General features: G+C 68.9%; 17 protein-coding genes and 1 tRNA gene. 9 read left to right on the top strand and 9 right to left on the bottom strand.

The window, feature by feature from the left end:
* The first annotated feature begins 138 nt into the window (after positions 1–138).
* The 6 genes from AOQ37_RS14380 to pknB all read left to right on the top strand — a co-directional run bounded on the left by AOQ37_RS14380 (position 139) and on the right by pknB (position 8,283).
* Positions 139–1,011, top strand: a complete 873-nt coding sequence (locus tag AOQ37_RS14380; RefSeq protein WP_062644885.1) for an FHA domain-containing protein — start codon at positions 139–141, stop codon at positions 1,009–1,011.
* A gap of 10 nt (positions 1,012–1,021) precedes the next feature.
* Complete coding sequence (locus AOQ37_RS14375; RefSeq protein ID WP_062644884.1) at positions 1,022–1,534, top strand: FHA domain-containing protein FhaB/FipA; 513 nt, start codon at positions 1,022–1,024, stop codon at positions 1,532–1,534.
* A 92-nt stretch (positions 1,535–1,626) separates the two neighbouring features.
* Positions 1,627–3,198: a Stp1/IreP family PP2C-type Ser/Thr phosphatase gene (locus AOQ37_RS14370; protein ID WP_062644883.1), complete on the top strand. Its 1,572-nt coding sequence runs from the start codon at positions 1,627–1,629 to the stop codon at positions 3,196–3,198.
* Between the two features lie 27 nt (positions 3,199–3,225).
* Positions 3,226–4,665, top strand: coding sequence for an FtsW/RodA/SpoVE family cell cycle protein (locus AOQ37_RS14365; RefSeq protein WP_062644882.1), 1,440 nt, complete (start codon positions 3,226–3,228; stop codon positions 4,663–4,665).
* Entirely contained in the window at positions 4,662–6,131 is a 1,470-nt protein-coding gene (locus AOQ37_RS14360; protein WP_062644881.1) for a peptidoglycan D,D-transpeptidase FtsI family protein, read from the top strand. The genes AOQ37_RS14365 and AOQ37_RS14360 overlap by 4 nt, the downstream gene beginning before the upstream one ends.
* 169 nt (positions 6,132–6,300) lie before the next feature.
* Positions 6,301–8,283: a Stk1 family PASTA domain-containing Ser/Thr kinase gene (gene pknB / locus AOQ37_RS14355; RefSeq protein WP_062644880.1), complete on the top strand. Its 1,983-nt coding sequence runs from the start codon at positions 6,301–6,303 to the stop codon at positions 8,281–8,283.
* Between the two features lie 153 nt (positions 8,284–8,436).
* Here pknB and AOQ37_RS14350 read toward each other — a convergent pair whose 3' ends face one another.
* Genes AOQ37_RS14350 through AOQ37_RS14330 form a run of 6 tightly spaced genes read right to left on the bottom strand, consistent with a single transcriptional unit; the run spans position 8,437 to position 12,657 of the window.
* Positions 8,437–9,198, bottom strand: a complete 762-nt coding sequence (locus AOQ37_RS14350; protein ID WP_234436901.1) for a class E sortase — start codon at positions 9,196–9,198, stop codon at positions 8,437–8,439.
* 22 nt (positions 9,199–9,220) lie between these two features.
* A complete protein-coding gene (locus tag AOQ37_RS14345; protein ID WP_062644879.1) occupies positions 9,221–10,279 on the bottom strand; it encodes a class E sortase in 1,059 nt (352 codons plus the stop codon).
* Positions 10,276–10,914: an aminodeoxychorismate/anthranilate synthase component II gene (locus AOQ37_RS14340; RefSeq protein ID WP_062644878.1), complete on the bottom strand. Its 639-nt coding sequence runs from the start codon at positions 10,912–10,914 to the stop codon at positions 10,276–10,278. Before AOQ37_RS14340 ends, AOQ37_RS14345 begins: the two co-directional genes overlap by 4 nt.
* On the bottom strand, positions 10,911–11,072 hold the full coding sequence (locus tag AOQ37_RS39795) for a hypothetical protein (protein WP_020130626.1): 162 nt from the start codon (positions 11,070–11,072) through the stop codon (positions 10,911–10,913). Before AOQ37_RS39795 ends, AOQ37_RS14340 begins: the two co-directional genes overlap by 4 nt.
* 52 nt (positions 11,073–11,124) lie before the next feature.
* Positions 11,125–11,805, bottom strand: coding sequence for a class E sortase (locus AOQ37_RS14335; RefSeq protein WP_062645127.1), 681 nt, complete (start codon positions 11,803–11,805; stop codon positions 11,125–11,127).
* A gap of 33 nt (positions 11,806–11,838) precedes the next feature.
* Positions 11,839–12,657: a DUF881 domain-containing protein gene (locus AOQ37_RS14330; protein ID WP_078890177.1), complete on the bottom strand. Its 819-nt coding sequence runs from the start codon at positions 12,655–12,657 to the stop codon at positions 11,839–11,841.
* Between the two features lie 139 nt (positions 12,658–12,796).
* Here AOQ37_RS14330 and crgA point away from each other — a divergent pair, with 139 nt between their 5' ends.
* Positions 12,797–13,051, top strand: a complete 255-nt coding sequence (crgA, locus tag AOQ37_RS14325; protein WP_054242100.1) for a cell division protein CrgA — start codon at positions 12,797–12,799, stop codon at positions 13,049–13,051.
* Between the two features lie 278 nt (positions 13,052–13,329).
* On the opposite strand, the gene AOQ37_RS14320 is transcribed toward crgA, so the two are convergent.
* Entirely contained in the window at positions 13,330–14,220 is an 891-nt protein-coding gene (locus tag AOQ37_RS14320) for a rhomboid family intramembrane serine protease (RefSeq protein WP_062644876.1), read from the bottom strand.
* A 163-nt stretch (positions 14,221–14,383) separates the two neighbouring features.
* Positions 14,384–14,917 (bottom strand): peptidylprolyl isomerase, encoded by a 534-nt coding sequence (locus tag AOQ37_RS14315; protein WP_062644875.1) that lies wholly within the window; start codon positions 14,915–14,917, stop codon positions 14,384–14,386.
* A 331-nt stretch (positions 14,918–15,248) separates the two neighbouring features.
* Between AOQ37_RS14315 and AOQ37_RS14310 the strand changes: the two genes are divergently transcribed.
* Complete coding sequence (locus tag AOQ37_RS14310) at positions 15,249–15,953, top strand: DUF5324 family protein (protein ID WP_062644874.1); 705 nt, start codon at positions 15,249–15,251, stop codon at positions 15,951–15,953.
* Between the two features lie 82 nt (positions 15,954–16,035).
* Here AOQ37_RS14310 and AOQ37_RS14305 read toward each other — a convergent pair.
* Positions 16,036–16,108, bottom strand: a tRNA-Ala gene (locus AOQ37_RS14305).
* A 180-nt stretch (positions 16,109–16,288) separates the two neighbouring features.
* Between AOQ37_RS14305 and AOQ37_RS14300 the strand changes: the two genes are divergently transcribed.
* A complete protein-coding gene (locus AOQ37_RS14300; RefSeq protein ID WP_062644873.1) occupies positions 16,289–16,837 on the top strand; it encodes a helix-turn-helix domain-containing protein in 549 nt (182 codons plus the stop codon).
* Positions 16,838–16,862 lie beyond the last annotated feature (25 nt).

The raw sequence follows: 16,862 nt of genomic DNA, 5'->3' as shown, positions 1-16,862 counted from the left end.
GCGCAAGAGGGCGTCGACACCCGTCGACGGGGCCGACAGGGGGAACCAGCCGATTCACCGGCGCGTGGATACGATCAGTAAGCAGTACCAGGTAGGCAGCACGGCACGGGACAGCAGCCACTACGGAGGAGGTGCCCCATGGGAGTCCTGAAGAAGTTCGAGCAGCGTCTCGAGGGTCTGGTCAACGGCACCTTCGCGAAGGTGTTCAAGTCCGAGGTCCAGCCCGTGGAGATCGCCGGCGCGCTCCAGCGCGAGTGCGACAACAACGCGACCATCTGGAACCGGGACCGGACCGTCGTCCCCAATGACTTCATCGTGGAACTGAGCACGCCGGACTACGAGCGGCTCAGCCCCTACTCCGGCCAGCTCGGCGACGAGCTCGCCGGAATGGTCCGCGACTACGCCAAGCAGCAGCGCTACACCTTCATGGGCCCCATCAAGGTCAACCTGGAGAAGGCGGACGACCTCGACACCGGTCTGTACCGGGTGCGCAGCCGTACGCTCGCCTCCTCCACCAGCCAGGCGCCGGAGCAGCCGCCCGCGGGCGGCCGACAGCGTCCCGGCGGACCGGGCGGGCCCGGCTACCCCGGGGCCGCCGCCGCTCCGCCCATGCCCTCCGCTCCGCCGCCCGGCGCCCGCGCCGGCGGCTACGGCTACCCGCCGGCCGGAGGCGCCCAGCGTCCCGGTGCGGCGGCCGGCGGCCTGGCCGGGGCCCCGCAGCCCGGATCACGCGCCCGGCACTGGATCGAGATCAACGGCACCCGTCACCAGATCTCCCGCGGGACGCTGGTGATGGGCCGCAGCACCGAGGCCGACGTACGGATCGACGACCCCGGCGTCTCCCGCCGACACTGTGAGATCCGCACCGGTTCGCCCTCGACGATCCAGGATCTCGGCTCCACCAACGGCATCGTGGTGGACGGGCAGCACACCACCCGCGCTACGCTCCGCGACGGCTCGCGGATCGTCGTGGGCAGCACCACCATCATTTACCGGCAAGCCGAAGGGTGAAGCGGGGGCAATGTCAGAGCTGACCCTCACGGTCATGCGGCTGGGTTTTCTGGCCGTACTGTGGCTGTTCGTCATCGTGGCCGTGCAGGTCATCCGCAGCGACCTCTTCGGTACGCGTGTCACCCAGCGCGGTTCGCGCCGGGAGGCAGGGCGGGCGCAGCAGGCACAGCGCCAGCAGGCGCCCCCGCAGCAGCGCCAGCAGCCCGCCGCCGGCCGCACGCGTCGTAACGCACCTACCAAGCTGGTCGTGTCCGAGGGCACCCTCACCGGCACGACCGTCGCGCTCCAGGGCCAGACCATCAGTCTGGGCCGGGCGCACGACAGCACGATCGTGCTGGACGACGACTACGCCTCCAGCCGCCATGCCAGGATCTACCCGGACCGCGACGGCCAGTGGATCGTCGAGGACCTGGGCTCCACCAACGGCACGTACCTCGACCGATCGCGGCTGACGACTCCCACACCGATCCCGCTGGGTGCGCCGATCCGTATCGGCAAGACCGTCATCGAGCTGCGGAAGTAGTGCTACATCATGACTGAGTGCGAGCGGAGCGAGCACGCGGCGGCGGCCGGCACCCATGGCCCCGGAGTGCTCCCGACCGGAGGGTGGGCAGTGTGGCTCGACACGACCGGCTGTACCCGGGGCCGACGGGCGAGGTGCGCATGAGCCTGTCACTGCGTTTCGCCGCCGGATCGCACAAGGGCATGATCCGGGAGGGCAACGAGGACTCCGGTTACGCCGGGCCCCGGCTGCTCGCCATCGCCGACGGCATGGGCGGCGCCGCCGCCGGTGAGGTCGCCTCCTCCGAGGCGATCTCCACCATCGTCGCGCTCGACGACGACGTACCCGGCTCCGATGTCCTCACCTCGCTCGGTACCGCCGTCCAGCGCGCCAACGACCAGCTGCGCTCGCTGGTCGAGGAGGACCCCCAGCTCGAGGGCATGGGGACCACCCTGACCGCCCTGCTGTGGACCGGCCAGCGCCTCGGACTCGTGCATGTCGGCGACTCGCGCGCGTATCTGCTGCGCGACGGCGTCCTGACCCAGATCACCCAGGACCACACCTGGGTGCAGCGCCTCGTCGACGAGGGCCGCATCACCGAGGAAGAGGCCACCACCCACCCCCAACGGTCGCTGCTGATGCGGGCGTTGGGCAGTGGTGAGCATGTCGAGCCGGATCTGTCGATCCGCGAGGTGCGGGCCGGCGACCGCTACCTGATCTGCTCCGACGGCCTGTCCGGCGTCGTCTCCCACCAGACGCTCGAGGACACCCTCGCCAGCTACCAGGGCCCGCAGGAGACCGTGCAGGAGCTGATCCAGCTCGCGCTGCGCGGCGGCGGCCCCGACAACATCACGGTCATCGTCGCCGACGTCCTCGACCTGGACACCGGCGACACCCTCGCCGGGCAGCTGTCCGACACCCCGGTCGTGGTCGGCGCGGTCGCCGAGAACCAGCTCCAGCTGCACGACAACGGCATCATGCAGACCCCGGCGGGACGCGCCTCGGGCCTCGGCCGCCGGCAGCAAGGACGCGGCGGGGGCGGCGAGTTCGGCCCGCCCGGCTCCGGCGGCGACATCACCGGTTTCATCCCCACCGACGGCTTCGGCGACTACACCGACGACGACTTCGTCAAGCCGCGCAAGGGCCGTAAGTGGCTGAAGAGATCCTTCTACAGCGTGCTCGCGCTCGCCGTGATCGGCGGCGGCCTGTACGGCGGCTGGCGCTGGACGCAGACGCAGTACTACGTCGGCACCAAGGACGAGCACGTCGCGCTGTACCGCGGCATCAGCCAGGACCTGGCCTGGGTTTCGCTGTCGAAGGTGGAGAAGGACCACCCCGAGATCGAACTCAAGTACCTCCCGGACTACCAGCAGAAGCTGGTCGAGGCGACGATCGCCGAGGGCGACCTGTCCGCCGCCCAGAAGAAGATCGACGAACTGGCCGTCCAGGCCTCCGCATGCAAGAAGCACGCCGAGACCCCCACGGCGAGCAAGACCGGTTCGAAGACCGGCGAGGGCCAGACCGGCGGCAGCACGGGAACCACGCCCGCCTCCGTCACGTCCAAGGCATCGCCGAGCCCCTCGGCAACCGCGTCCCCGTCCGCACCCGCGACCACTACTCCCACCCCCGGCCCCAGCCTTTCGGAGGAAGAGCAGAAGGTCGTCTCGCGGTGCGGTGAGCAGTAGGCAAGCCGTGAGAGGCCCCGTCACACGATGAGCAGTACTACCAACTCGCCGACGCACCACACGTCCACGATCGGCTCGATCGGCACCCCGAGCCGGCGCAACACCGAGCTCGCGCTCCTGGTGTTCGCCGTCGTGATCCCGGTCTTCGCCTACGCCAACGTGGGCCTCGCCATCAACGAGCAGGTGCCGTCCGGCCTCCTGAGCTACGGCCTCGGCCTCGGCCTGCTGGCCGGCGTCGCGCACCTCGTCGTGCGCAAGTTCGCGCCGTACGCGGACCCGCTGCTGCTGCCGGTGGCCACGCTGCTGAACGGCCTGGGACTCGTCGCCATCTGGCGGCTCGACCAGTCAAAGCTGCTCCAGCGGATCGAACAGGCCGGTACCGCCGCGCCGCGCCAGCTGCTGTACACGGCGATGGGCATCGCGCTGTTCGTCGTGGTGCTGGTCTTCCTGAAGGACCACCGCGTCCTCCAGCGCTACACCTACATCTCCATGGTCGGCGCGATCTTCCTGCTGCTGCTGCCGCTCGTGCCGGGTCTCGGCCAGAACATCTACGGCGCCAAGATCTGGATCTCGGTGGCCGGTTTCTCCATCCAGCCCGGTGAGTTCGCCAAGATCGTGCTGGCGATCTTCTTCGCCGGCTACCTGATGGTGAAGCGCGACGCGCTCGCCCTGGCCAGCCGCCGCGTCCTCGGCCTGTACCTGCCGCGCGGCCGCGACCTCGGCCCGATCATCGTCGTCTGGATCATCTCGATCCTGATCCTGGTCTTCGAGACGGACCTCGGCACCTCGCTGCTGTTCTTCGGAATGTTCGTCATCATGCTGTACGTCGCCACCGAGCGGACCAGCTGGATCGTCTTCGGCATGCTGATGTCGGCGGCCGGCGCGGTCGGCGTGGCGCAGTTCGAGAGCCACGTCCAGCAGCGTGTCCAGGCCTGGCTCGACCCGATGAAGGAGTACACGCTCTCCCAGGAAGGCGTGGCCGGCCACTCCGAGCAGGCCATGCAGGCCCTGTGGGCGTTCGGCTCCGGCGGCACCCTCGGCACCGGCTGGGGTCAGGGCCACTCCGAGCTGATCAAGTTCGCCGCCAACTCCGACTTCATCCTCGCCACCTTCGGCGAGGAGCTCGGCCTGGCCGGCATCATGGCGCTGCTGCTGCTGTACGGCCTGATCGTCGAGCGCGGTGTGCGCACCGCGCTGGCCGCCCGCGACCCGTTCGGCAAGCTGCTGGCCATCGGCCTCTCCGGCGCCTTCGCCCTCCAGGTGTTCGTCGTCGCCGGCGGTGTGATGGGCCTCATCCCGCTGACCGGTATGACGATGCCCTTCCTGGCCTACGGCGGTTCCTCCGTCATCGCCAACTGGGCGCTGATCGGCATCCTGATCCGTATCAGCGACACCGCGCGCCGCCCCGCGCCCGCCCCCGCCTCGAACCCCGACGCCGAGATGACCCAGGTGGTCCGCCCGTCATGAACAAGCCCCTGCGCCGGATCGCGATCTTCTGCGGCCTCCTGGTCCTCACCCTGCTCCTGCGGGACAACTACCTCCAGTACGTCAAGGCGGACAGCCTCGCCAGCGACACCAAGAACCGCCGCGTCAACATCACGCGCTACTCCACCCCGCGCGGCGACATCATCGTCGAGGGCAAGGCCATCACCGGCTCGGTGGAGACCACCGGCGACTACAAGTACAAGCGCACCTGGTCGAACGGCGCGATGTGGGCGCCGGTCACCGGGTACTCGTCGCAGGCGTTCGGCGCCAACCAGCTGGAGAAGCTCGAGGACGGCATCCTCAGCGGCAACGACGACCGGCTCTTCTTCCGCAACACCCTGGACATGATCACGGGCAAGGAGAAGGAGGGCGGCAGCGTCGTCACCACCCTCAACGCCGCCGCGCAGAAGGCCGCGTACAAGGGCCTGGGCGACAAGAAGGGCGCGGTCGCCGCGATCGAGCCGTCCACCGGCAAGATCCTGGCGCTGGTCTCCACCCCGTCGTACGACCCGTCGAAGTTCGCCGGGTCCTCCGACACGGACCAGGAGGCGTGGAACGCCGTCCAGAAGAAGAACGACGCCGACGACCCGATGCTCAACCGCGCGCTGCGCGAGACCTACCCGCCCGGCTCCACGTTCAAGGTGGTCACGGCCGCCGCCGCGCTGGAGAACGGCGAGGTCTCCGGCATCGACGAGAAGACCGACACGCCTGACCCGTTCCCGCTGCCGCAGTCCTCGAGCAAGCTCACCAACGAGCACGGCACCTGCGAGGACGCCACGCTGCGCTACGCGCTCATGGTGTCCTGCAACACCGTCTTCGCGAAGATGGCCGACAACGTCGGCAACGAGAAGATGATCGAGCAGGCCGGGAAGTTCGGCTTCAACGAGGCCGAGCTGGACACCCCGGTGCGCGCCGCCGAGTCGATCTACCCCGAGGACAACCGGCCGCAGAACTCCCTGGACGGCATCGGCCAGGGCTCCAACCGCGCCACCCCGCTCCAGATGGCCATGGTCGCCTCGGCGGTCGCCAACGACGGCAAGCTGATGAAGCCGTACATGGTCGACCAGCTCAAGGCCCCCAACCTGGACACCCTGGAGACGACCGAGCCCCAGCAGCTGTCCCAGGCCGTCTCGTCCAAGACCGCGCAGGCCCTCCAGGAAATGATGGAGACCGTCGTCAACGACCCGCAGGGCACCGGCGGCAAGGCCAAGATCGACGGCGTCACCGTCGGCGGCAAGACCGGCACCGCCCAGCACGGCCTCAACAACAAAGAGAAGCCGTACGCCTGGTTCATCTCGTACGCGAAGCTGTCCGACGGCAGCGCCCCGGTGGCCGTCGCCGTCGTCGTCGAGGACGGCGCCGCCGACCGCGGCGACATCACCGGTGGCGGTCTGGCCGGCCCGATCGCCAGGAACGTGATGAAGGCGGTCATCGACAGCAAGAAGTGACCCCCATCACGTCGCCTACACATCGGTGCACGTTGCGATACCGGTCCTGTATCGGGTGACGGGCTTGGCCAGGTCACACAGCGCCGTCCGGGTACGGTATGCCCGGACGGCAGCCTCCGGCCGCACACGTGTGCCGGTCGGGACCGACGGAGAGGGCTGGTAGGTAGCTATGGAAGAGCCGCGTCGCCTCGGCGGCCGGTACGAGCTGGGCCACGTGCTCGGTCGTGGTGGCATGGCGGAGGTCTATCTCGCGCATGACACCCGTCTCGGCCGCACCGTGGCGGTGAAGACGCTGCGCGCGGACCTCGCGCGCGACCCTTCCTTCCAGGCCCGGTTCCGCCGGGAGGCCCAGTCTGCCGCCTCGCTCAACCACCCCGCGATCGTCGCGGTCTACGACACGGGCGAGGACTACATCGACGGGGTCTCGATCCCGTACATCGTCATGGAGTACGTCGACGGCTCCACGCTCCGTGAGCTGCTCCACTCCGGCCGCAAGCTGCTGCCGGAGCGGACGCTGGAGATGACCATCGGCATCCTCCAGGCCCTGGAGTACTCGCACCGGGCCGGCATCGTCCACCGCGACATCAAGCCCGCGAACGTCATGCTGACGCGCAACGGCCAGGTCAAGGTCATGGACTTCGGCATCGCCCGCGCGATGGGCGACTCCGGGATGACGATGACCCAGACGTCGGCGGTCATCGGCACGGCCCAGTACCTCTCGCCGGAGCAGGCCAAGGGCGAGCAGGTCGACGCGCGCTCCGACCTGTACTCGTCGGGCTGCCTGCTCTACGAGCTGCTGACGGTGCGCCCGCCGTTCGTCGGGGACTCCCCGGTCGCCGTGGCCTACCAGCACGTCCGCGAGGAGCCGCAGCCCCCGAGCGTCTTCGACCCCGAGATCACCCCCGAGATGGACGCCATCGTCCTGAAGGCGCTGGTCAAGGACCCGAACTACCGCTACCAGTCCGCCGACGAGATGCGCCTGGACATCGAGGCCTGCCTCGACGGCCAGCCGGTCGGCGCGACGGCGGCCATGGGCTCGGTCGGTTACGGCGGCTACGGCGACGACCAGGCGACCACGGCCCTGCGCTCCACGGACGCCGGGGCCACCTCGATGCTGCCGCCGATGAACCCGGACGACGGCGGCTACGGCTACGACGACCGTCCCGACCGGCGCCGCCAGAAGAAGTCCAATGCCTCGACGATCCTGCTGGTCGTCGCCGCGGTGCTGGTGCTCGTCGGCGCGGTGCTGATCGGCAAGTGGGTGTTCAGCGGCGGCGTGAACAACGAGTCGGTGGCGGTGCCCAACCTGGTCGGCCAGGTCCGGGCCGACGCCGAGAAACAGCTGACCAACAGCGACCTCAAGCTCGGAACGGTCACCGAGAAGCCCTGCGCGGACCAGAGCAAGGGCAAGATCTGCGACCAGGACCCCGACGCCGCGACCAAGGTCGACAAGGACTCCACCGTCAACCTCGTCGTGTCGACCGGGGCGCCGAAGGTGGCGGTGCCGAGTGTTCTCGGCAAGAGCCTCGAGGACGCCAAGGCGCTCCTGGAGGGCGACCAGTACGGGCTCGTCGTCGAGACCAAGACGCAGGTGTCCACCGAGCAGGAGGGCACCGTCCTGGAGCAGAGCCTGAAGCTCGGCAAGGAGGTGGAGAAGGGGACCACCATCACCCTCACCATCGCCAAGGCCGAGGAGAAGGCCACCGTCCCGGACGTCTCCAACAAGAGCTGCGACGACGCCAAGGCGCAGATGGAGCAGAACGACCTCAAGGGCAACTGCGTCGAGGTCGACACCCAGGACCAGAACCAGGTCGGCAAGGTCATCCAGACCGTCCCGTCCATCGGCTCCCAGGCCGACAAGGGCTCCACGGTCCAGATCCAGATCGGCAAGAGCAGCCAGACCCAGGTCCCGGCCAACCTCCAGGGCATGACCGTGAAGGACGCCAAGCAGGCGCTCCAGAACGCGGGTCTGACCGTCGGGAACATCGCCGGCAACTCGGACGACGACGCCCAGGTGGTCAGCTCGGACCCGGCCCCCGGAAGCACCGTCAACAAGGGGCAGACGGTCAACCTGATCGCCGTCAAGAACGGTGACAACAACAACGGCGGCAACAACGGCGGCATCAACTTCTTCGGCGGCACCAGCGGTTGACCGCACAGAACGAAGAGCCGACCGCACAGAGCGAAGGGCGTGGGCCCCACCGGACGTATCCGGTGGGGCCCACGCCCTTGTGTGCTGTGCGCGCCGGGTGCCCGTCGGCCGGGTGCCGCGCGCCGGGTGCCCGCCGGCCGCGGGCCCCGCGGTCTAGCTCAGTTCCTTCGGCGGGGTCCGGTCCGCGTCCACCTTCTCCACCCGCTCCAACTCCCCCCACACCACGTACCGGTACCGGCTCGTGTACACCGGCGTGCAGGTCGTCAGGGTGATGTAGTGGCCGGCCTTCTTCTTGCCGGACTCCTCGGGGATCGGGCCGAGGACCTCGACGTTGTACTTCGAGGTCTCGGGGAGGACGGCGTACACCTTGTAGACGTACCAGTCGTCCTTCGTCTCGAAGACGATCGGGTCGCCCTTCTCCAGCTTGTCGATGTTGTGGAACTTCGCGCCGTGGCCGTCGCGGTGGGCGGCGAGCGTGAAGTTGCCCTCCTTGCCGCTCGTCGGGAGCGCGGCCTTGAACGGGTCGGTGTAGTAGCCGGCGACGCCGTCGTTGAGGATCTTCGACGAGGTGCCCTTCTCGACCAGCACCTCGCCGTTGTTCATGGCGGGCACGTGCAGGAAGCCGATGCCGTCCTTGGTGTCGAGCGCCCCGGGACCGCCTTTCTGCTGGGCCCAGTTGTCGCGCACCTTGTCGCCCTGCCGGTCCGCGTGCCGGTCGGCCACGACGTTCGTCCACCACAGGGAGTAGACGACGAACAGGCCCAGCACCAGGCCCGCCGTGATGAGGAGTTCGCCGAAGACACTGACGGCGAACGCGATCCGGCCGCCTCCGCGGCGGCGCGGCGCGGGATCGGACGCGTCCACGCGCGCGTGCTCTTCGTGCTCGGTGTCGCCGGTGGTCGCTGCCACGTTCATCTGCCCCTACTCGACTGCACGCCTACTCGACGAGCGCATCCGGCTTTCCCTTGCTGCGCGGCCGTTCCTCGACCATCTTGCCCCAGACGATCAAGCGGTACTTGCTGGTGAACTCCGGGGTGCAGGTGGTGAGGGTGATGTACCGGCCCGGTCCGGTGAACCCGGACTGCGGCGGCACGGCGTCGAGGACGCTCGTGTTGCTGGGCGCGGTCACCGGAAGCGAGGAGGTCATCTTGTAGACGAAGTACTCGTCCTGCGTCTCGACGACGATGTCGTCGCCCGCCTGGAGCCTGTTGATGTAGCGGAACGGCTCACCGTGCGTGTTGCGGTGGCCCGCGAGCCCGAAGTTGCCGGTCTTCGCGTCGGGCATCGCCGTCTTCAGCGGGCTCTCGCCGTAGTGACCGACCATGCCCTTGTCGAGCACCTTCTTGTTGCTGATGCCCTCGGCGATGGGCACCACCACGTCCAGCCTCGGGATGTGCAGGATGGCGAAGCCCTGCCCCGGCGAGAACACCCCGGGGGCGCCCTTGCCGCTCGCCCAGTCGTCCTGGAGGCTGCTGGTCTCCTTGTCGGCCTGCGCGTGCGCCCGCACGTTCGTCCACCACAGCTGGTAGGTGACGAACAGCAGCATCAGCACGCCCGTGGTGATGAACACCTCGCCGACCGCCCGGCTCACGACCACGGCGGCGCTCGGCTTACGGGCCCGCTGCCGACGGCGCGCCTCGACGCGGGACAGCGGCCGCCCGTCCCGCGGCGGCGCGTCGGCCCCGTTGTACGACTCGGATACCTCGCCCGGGCCCCCGTGACGCCCACGACGGCCCTTGGCGGCCTTTCTGCGGGCCGCTCGACCGCCTGCCGGGGTTCCAGGGGCGGGAGAGGCCGCCGAGGCGCCAGAAGCGGGTATGGAGCCCCGACCGAACGCGGACGACGGCGGTATCCGCAGCGCCACCGTCTCCTCGTCGACCGGCTGCCGGTACGGCTCCCCGCCGTAGGGACGGCCGGCTCCGTGAGCGTCACCGCCGAACGACTCGTACGGCGCCGTGCCGTACGAGTCCTCGCGCTCGGGGCGCAGCGCGGTCACGCCGTGGCCCTGCCCACCACCGGGGCGAGCCCCGCCGACCTCGCCACCGCGCCCTGGTCGCCGCACTCCACCAGCCAGTTGGCCAGCATCCGGTGCCCGTGCTCGGTCAGCACCGACTCGGGGTGGAACTGGACGCCCTCGACGGGCAGTTCACGGTGGCGCAGGCCCATGATGATCCCGTCGTGGGTACGGGCCGTGACCTCGAGTTCGGCCGGGACCGTCGCCGGCTCGGCGGCCAGCGAGTGGTAGCGGGTCGCGGTGAAGGGGGTCGGCAGGCCGGCGAACACGCCCCTGCCCCCGTGCTCCACCGACGAGGTCTTGCCGTGCAGCAGCTCCGGCGCCCGGTCCACGACACCGCCGTACGCCACCTGCATCGACTGCATGCCCAGGCAGACGCCGAAGACGGGGACACCGGTGGCTGCGCAGTGCCGGACCATCTCGACGCAGACCCCGGCCTCCTCGGGCGTTCCCGGCCCGGGGGAGAGCAGCACACCGTCGAAGCCGTCCTGCGCGTGGGCCGTGGAGACCTCGTCGTTGCGCAGGACCTCGCACTCGGCGCCCAGCTGGTACAGGTACTGGACCAGGTTGAAGACGAAGCTGTCGTAGTTGTCGACGACAAGGATGCGCGCGCTCACTGGTTGTCCACCGTCACATCGTTGAAGGGAAGCAGCGGTTCGGCCCACGGGAAGACGTACTGGAACAGCGCGTACACCACGGCCACGACCAGCATGATCGAGATCAGCGCCTTGACCCACGCGTTTCCCGGCAGATGCCGCCAGATCCAGCCGTACATGCCGTCCCTTCCGTCGCATCACGGCACCTGACTCACGCCGTACGCCACCAGACTAACGGCGCAGGGCCTTCGGTTCGCCTGCCTCCACGGGCTGTGTGGAGTCGAGGTGCGCCCAGACGATCAGCCGGTGACTGTGCCCCCATTCCGGATCGCACGTGGTCAACGTCAGGTACCGGCCCGGACGCGTGTACCCGGACTTACGTGGCACAGCGTCGATCACCTCGACGTCGGAGGGCACGGTTTTGTAAGGCCCTTTGTCGACGCGATAGGTGAACCAGGTCGTCCCGTCCGTCAGGACCACCGCGTCACCCCGTCTGATCTGGGGAAAGTCCTTGAACGGATCGCCATAGGTACGGCGGTGCCCCGCGACGGAGAAGTTCCCGGTCTGCCCGAGCCGGGCGCTGCCCGCGTAGTGCCCCAGCCCCTTCTTCAGGGTGCCGGTCGCCGTCCCTTCGAGCACCGGCTTGTTCCACGTGAAACCAAGGCGTGGGATGTACATCACCGCGAAGGGCCTACCGCTGCGGTACGGCGCCGGCGTCGCGGTGGTGCTCGCACCGGGGCTGGGGGCGGCGGCGGTCCCCTGTGCCCACTGGTCGTGGAGGTCGTCGATCTGGTCGCCCATCTCGCGGTCGGCCCGCACTCCCGTCCAGAAGAGCACGTAGACGACGAAGAGGACGATGACGGTGCCGGCGGTGATGCACAGCTCGCTGAACGTCCTGACGATCACCCGCACCGACACAGGCGCCCCCCGGCGGCCGCTGCTCCACTACTCCACAGGCTTGGCGTAGTGCAGATCCACTGTGCCCGAGTAGCCGGGCAGAGTCACCGTCCCGTCCTCGGTGACTTTCCAGCCGAGGCCGTAGACGTTCACGTAGACCATGTAGTTCTGGATCGCCGGGGCTTCGGCGAGCGCCTGCTGAAGCTTCTCCGGGTCACCGACCGCCTGGATCTTGTACGGCGGTGAGTAGACGCGGCCCTGGAGGATCAGGGTGTTGCCGACGCAGCGCACGGCGCTGGTGGAGATCAGCCGCTGGTCCATGACCTTGATGCCCTGGGCACCGCCCTGCCAGAGCGCGTTCACCACGGCCTGGAGGTCCTGCTGGTGGATGACCAGGTAGTCGGGCTGGGGTTCCGGGTAGCCGGGGAGCTTGGCGGTGGCGTTCGGCGGGGCGTCGTTGAGGGTGACGGTGATGGCCTTGCCCTTGACCTTCTGGGTCCCGGCGTCCTTCTCCAGTCCGGCGAGCTTGTCGTCCTGGGCCCGGGTGCTGCCGTCGTCGGCCTCGGCCAGCGACTCCACGTCGTCGCGCAGGGCCCCGTTCGTCTCGTCCAGCTCGCCGTTCTTCTCGCTGCGCTCCTGGATCAGGTCCGAGAGCTTCAGCAGGGAGGCGTCCGTGCGGATGTTGGTGCCCTTGGCCGTGTTGAAACTGGTGAAGAAGAGCAGTCCGGCGAGGGCGAAGACACCCACGGTGAGCACCCGCACGGGACGGAAACCGCCCCGGCGGTCGGAGGCGGAGGAGGGGCCGCCGGCGGACTCGGGGGCGGAACCCGTTGTACCTGTCCCGGGGGAGTCGGCAGAATTGCTCAACGTACCCTTATCTCCTTCGGCGCCGTAGAAGCACTACGCTAACGGACGCCCGGGGGAGCCCTTCAGTCCCCTAGACACAGCCCCCGAGCCCGATCCAGCACCTGCGCGGCCACGCAGCGCATCGACAGGAGAGACCCTCGTGCCGAAGTCACGTATCCGCAAGAAGGCCGACTACACGCCGCCCCCGGCGAAGCAGGCGACCGCCATCAAGCTGAACAGCCGTGCCTGGGTCGCGCCGGTCATGCTGGCCATGTTCCTCATCGGCCTCGCCTGGATCGTGGTCTTCTACGTGACGGACGGCTCGCTGCCCATCGACAAGCTGGACAACTGGAACATCGTCGTGGGCTTCGGGTTCATCGCGGCCGGGTTCGGCGTCTCCACGCAGTGGAAGTAGCGGTCGCGCCAGCGGGGAGCAGGGTGGGGCGAGCAGCTCTGCCCAGGACTATCCCCTGAGTTATCCACAGCGGTTTTCCACATGGGGAAAAGAAAGACGATCTGTGGATAACTCACTGGAGGTTGACGCCGGTGTGACCTAACTACCGGCTGTCACCCTCACTCGAAAACGTGTTCGCCCCCTGCCTGACCTGCGGAAAAGCAGACCGGCGGCAGGGGGCGTCGCTGTCTCCGCACGTTGTGCACAAGATTCGCCACAGACTGTGGACAACAGTGCGCTCAGGTGAGCTGGACGGTCCTCAGGAGCGTCACCACGACGACGATCACCAGCATCGACGCGCAGACCCCGAACTGGACGAGGGCCCGACGTCGGCGGGGGGCGTGAACCATGCCGATACCGATCACCACACCGGCGATCAGGCCACCGACATGCGCCTGCCAGGCGATGCCGCTCCAGCCGAACGTGATGACCAGGTTGATCACCATCAGGGCGATGATCGGCCGCATGTCGTAGCGCTGGCGCCGCACCAGCACGATCAGCGCGCCGAGCAGCCCGTAGACGGCCCCGGAGGCGCCGAGCGAAGGTTGGTTGGGCTCGGCGATCAGATAGGTCAGCGCGCTGCCGGCCAGACCGGAGACCAGATACAGCGCGAGGTAACGGGCCCGGCCCAGAGCCGCCTCGAGGGGGCCGCCGATCCACCAGATGCTGAGCGCGTTGAACAAAATGTGGACATAGCCGCCGTGCAGGAACATCGCGGTCAGCAGCCGGTACCACTGGCCTTCGGCCACGCCATGCACTCCGCCGTACGGCATGATCGCGCGGCCGATCAGGTCGAACCGGTCGGTGAAGCTGTCGCCGACGGCCTGCTGGACCAGGAACGCCGCGAGATTGAGACCGATGAGGATCTTGGTGACCAGGTGGGGATCCGCGCTCACCACGCCCCCCGCCAGCGTGCGGGGCTGGGAGGCACTGGGCGCGTGCCCCGTACCGGAGCCCTCGCGGACGCAGGTGGGGCACTGGAATCCGACCGAGGCGCTGACCATGCACTCGGGGCAGATCGGGCGCTCGCAGCGGGTGCAGCGAATGCCGGTCTCCCGGTCGGGGTGCCGGTAGCAGCCGGGCAGGCCGCTCTGCGCGTCGTCCTGCCGGCTGCCAGGCGCCTGGTCCATGGGCTCCCCCAAGAAAGTCGTCCGAGTCGTCGGGGTCGAGTGATCGAGTAGCGGAGTGTTCGGCGCGGTCGGCGTGGTCGGCGCAGTCGGAAAGGAACCGCCCTGCCCATCCTTACGGACGAGCAGGGCGTTTGGTTCCCCGCGGCTTCCCGTGGCCGTCGCCTCAGCCCTTGCGGCTCTCGACGACGACCGACTCGATGACGACGTCCTTCAGCGGACGGTCGGTGCGCGGGTTGGTCGAGGCGGCCGCGATGGCGTCCACCACCTTCTGGCCGGCCGGGTCGACGACCTCGCCGAAGATGGTGTGCTTACGGGTCAGCCAGGCCGTCGGGGAGACGGTGATGAAGAACTGGGAGCCGTTGGTGGCCGGGCCGGAGTTCGCCATGGCCAGCAGGTAGGGCCGGTCGAAGCGCAGGTCGGGGTGGAACTCGTCCTCGAACTGGTAGCCGGGGTCGCCGGTGCCGTTGCCCAGCGGGTCGCCGCCCTGGATCATGAACCCGCTGATCACCCGGTGGAAGACGGTGCCGTCGTACAGCCTGTCCTTGGACCGCACGCCGGTCGCCGGGTTGACCCACTCACGCTCACCGGTGGCGAGGTCGACGAAGTTCTTGACCGTCTTCGGGGCGTGGTCCGGGAAGAGCCGGATCTCGATGTCGCCGTGGTTGGTCTTCAGGGTGGCGTACAGGTGCTCGGCCACGGTCTGCCTTCCGTTGTCTCTTTGTGACCCCCAGATCCTCGCACGGCCCGGGACAGGCGATGTCCGACGGCTCGTTCCGGCATCAGACGCGGCGCTCCGGGTACACAAAAGCATCCGACCCGTCCGGGAGGGGAGCGGGCGGCGCCGATCCGTGGCATCGTCGGCTTTGTCGCTCTGTCGACCCTCTATGACATTGCCCCTGATCCGTCCCCTATCGCATGTGATCAGCACCCATATGCCCGTCCACGCGTGCCGGGACGGTCATCGACAGGCATGATCCGTAAAAGGGTGGAAAGTCGAAATACCGTACGCCACCGAGGAGGAGGAACCCGTGACCCGCATCGACAGCGTGCGCGCCGCGACCGGCTCGGCGAAGGACAGCGTGCTGCACGCCGCGGAAGTGGTGGCGCCCTACGCCGACACGGCCAAGGAACGGGCCGCGCTCTACGCGCACGAGGCCCGTGTACGGCTCGCGCCCAAGGTGTCGCTCGCCGCAGAACAGGCCCGCGTGCAGTACGACGCCCACGTCGCCCCGCGTCTGGAACAGGCGAAGACCCATGTCCCGCCGAAGGTCGACCTGGCCGCGCAGGAAGCGGCCGCCCGCACCCGGCTGGCCGCACGTCAGGCCGCCGACTACTCCCGGCCGAGGATCGAACAGGCGGTCGCCGCGGCCGGGCCCATGAGGGACGAGGCCGCCGCCCGAGGCGTCGCCGCGCTGGCCGCCCTGCGCGGCCAGGTGACGCCGAAGGAGATCGAGAAGCTGACGCGCAAGCACCGGCGTCGGGCCAAGGCGGGCAAGCTCGCCAGGGCACTGGTCGTCCTCGGTGCGGTCGCCGGCGGCGCCTACGCGGCCTGGAAGTGGTGGGACAAGCAGGCCAACCCGGACTGGCTGGTCGAGCCGCCGGCCGCCACCGAGGTGCCCGCCTCGGGCGGCCTGGCCTCGGTGGACGGCACCACCGACCCGTCGGTCCTCGACCCCGAGGTCCAGGCCAAGGAAGCCGAGGAGGAGGCCGCGAACCGCGACGACCGCAGCTGAGCGGCCCGCGGTCCACTGTCTCCCCACGCGTCGAAAAGACCCCGCCCACCTGCGTTTGCGCAGGTGGGCGGGGTCTTGTGGGTGGAGCCTAGGGGAGTCGAACCCCTGACATCTGCCATGCAAAGACAGCGCTCTACCAACTGAGCTAAGGCCCCGCAAGAGACGTCCGGCCGGAAAACCTCGCACCGGCGGGCGCCGCAGACCAGAGTACCGGGTCACCCGGGGTATCTCGCAAAAAGATGGGGGGTCCCCCCGGATGACCACTCTCCGTAAGATGCTCGGACGCGGTTCGCTGGAGCGAACCGCGGTTTCTGGGGAAGCGATGGGGAGACGCAATGGACGCCGCACAGCAAGAAGCGACCGCGAGAGCGCGGGAACTTCAGCGGAACTGGTACGGGGAGCCGCTGGGGGCGCTCTTCCGTAAGCTCATCGACGATCTTGGCCTCAACCAGGCTCGTCTCGCTGGGGTACTGGGACTCTCGGCGCCGATGCTGTCGCAGCTGATGAGCGGTCAGCGGGCGAAGATCGGCAACCCGGCCGTGGTGCAGCGGGTTCAGCTGCTCCAGGAGTTGGCGTCACAGGTCGCGGACGGCAGCGTCAGCGCCGCCGAGGCCACCGAGCGCATGGACGAGATCAAGCGGTCGCAGGGAGGCTCGGTGCTCAGCAACACCACACAGACGACGAGTGGTTCGGGAGCACCCACGGTCAAGCGCGTCGTCCGCGAGATCCAGTCCCTGCTGCGCTCGGTCGCCGCCGCCGGCGACATCATCGACGCCGCCGACACCCTCGCCCCGACCCACCCCGAACTGGCAGAGTTCCTCCGGGTGTACGGCGCCGGCCGTACCTCCGACGCGGTGACGCACTACCAGTCCCACCAGAGCTGAGCCCTCGGCCCGGTCGCCGAAGGGG

The sequence above is a fragment of the Streptomyces maremycinicus genome (genome assembly GCF_001184025.1).
Lineage (GTDB): Bacteria > Actinomycetota > Actinomycetes > Streptomycetales > Streptomycetaceae > Streptomyces > Streptomyces maremycinicus.
This window is presented reverse-complemented; position numbering and strand designations above follow the sequence as displayed.

Excerpts from the sequence above, each read along its gene's own strand:
- AOQ37_RS14365 (WP_062644882.1), top strand. The coding sequence starts at position 3,226 with ATGAGCAGTACTACCAACTCGCCGACGCACCACACGTCCACGATCGGC.
- AOQ37_RS14375 (WP_062644884.1), top strand. The coding sequence starts at position 1,022 with ATGTCAGAGCTGACCCTCACGGTCATGCGGCTGGGTTTTCTGGCCGTA.
- AOQ37_RS14380 (WP_062644885.1), top strand. The coding sequence starts at position 139 with ATGGGAGTCCTGAAGAAGTTCGAGCAGCGTCTCGAGGGTCTGGTCAAC.
- AOQ37_RS14350 (WP_234436901.1), bottom strand. The coding sequence starts at position 9,198 with ATGAACGTGGCAGCGACCACCGGCGACACCGAGCACGAAGAGCACGCG.
- AOQ37_RS14300 (WP_062644873.1), top strand. The coding sequence starts at position 16,289 with ATGGACGCCGCACAGCAAGAAGCGACCGCGAGAGCGCGGGAACTTCAG.
- AOQ37_RS14360 (WP_062644881.1), top strand. The coding sequence starts at position 4,662 with ATGAACAAGCCCCTGCGCCGGATCGCGATCTTCTGCGGCCTCCTGGTC.
- AOQ37_RS39795 (WP_020130626.1), bottom strand. The coding sequence starts at position 11,072 with ATGTACGGCTGGATCTGGCGGCATCTGCCGGGAAACGCGTGGGTCAAG.
- AOQ37_RS14320 (WP_062644876.1), bottom strand. The coding sequence starts at position 14,220 with ATGGACCAGGCGCCTGGCAGCCGGCAGGACGACGCGCAGAGCGGCCTG.
- pknB (WP_062644880.1), top strand. The coding sequence starts at position 6,301 with ATGGAAGAGCCGCGTCGCCTCGGCGGCCGGTACGAGCTGGGCCACGTG.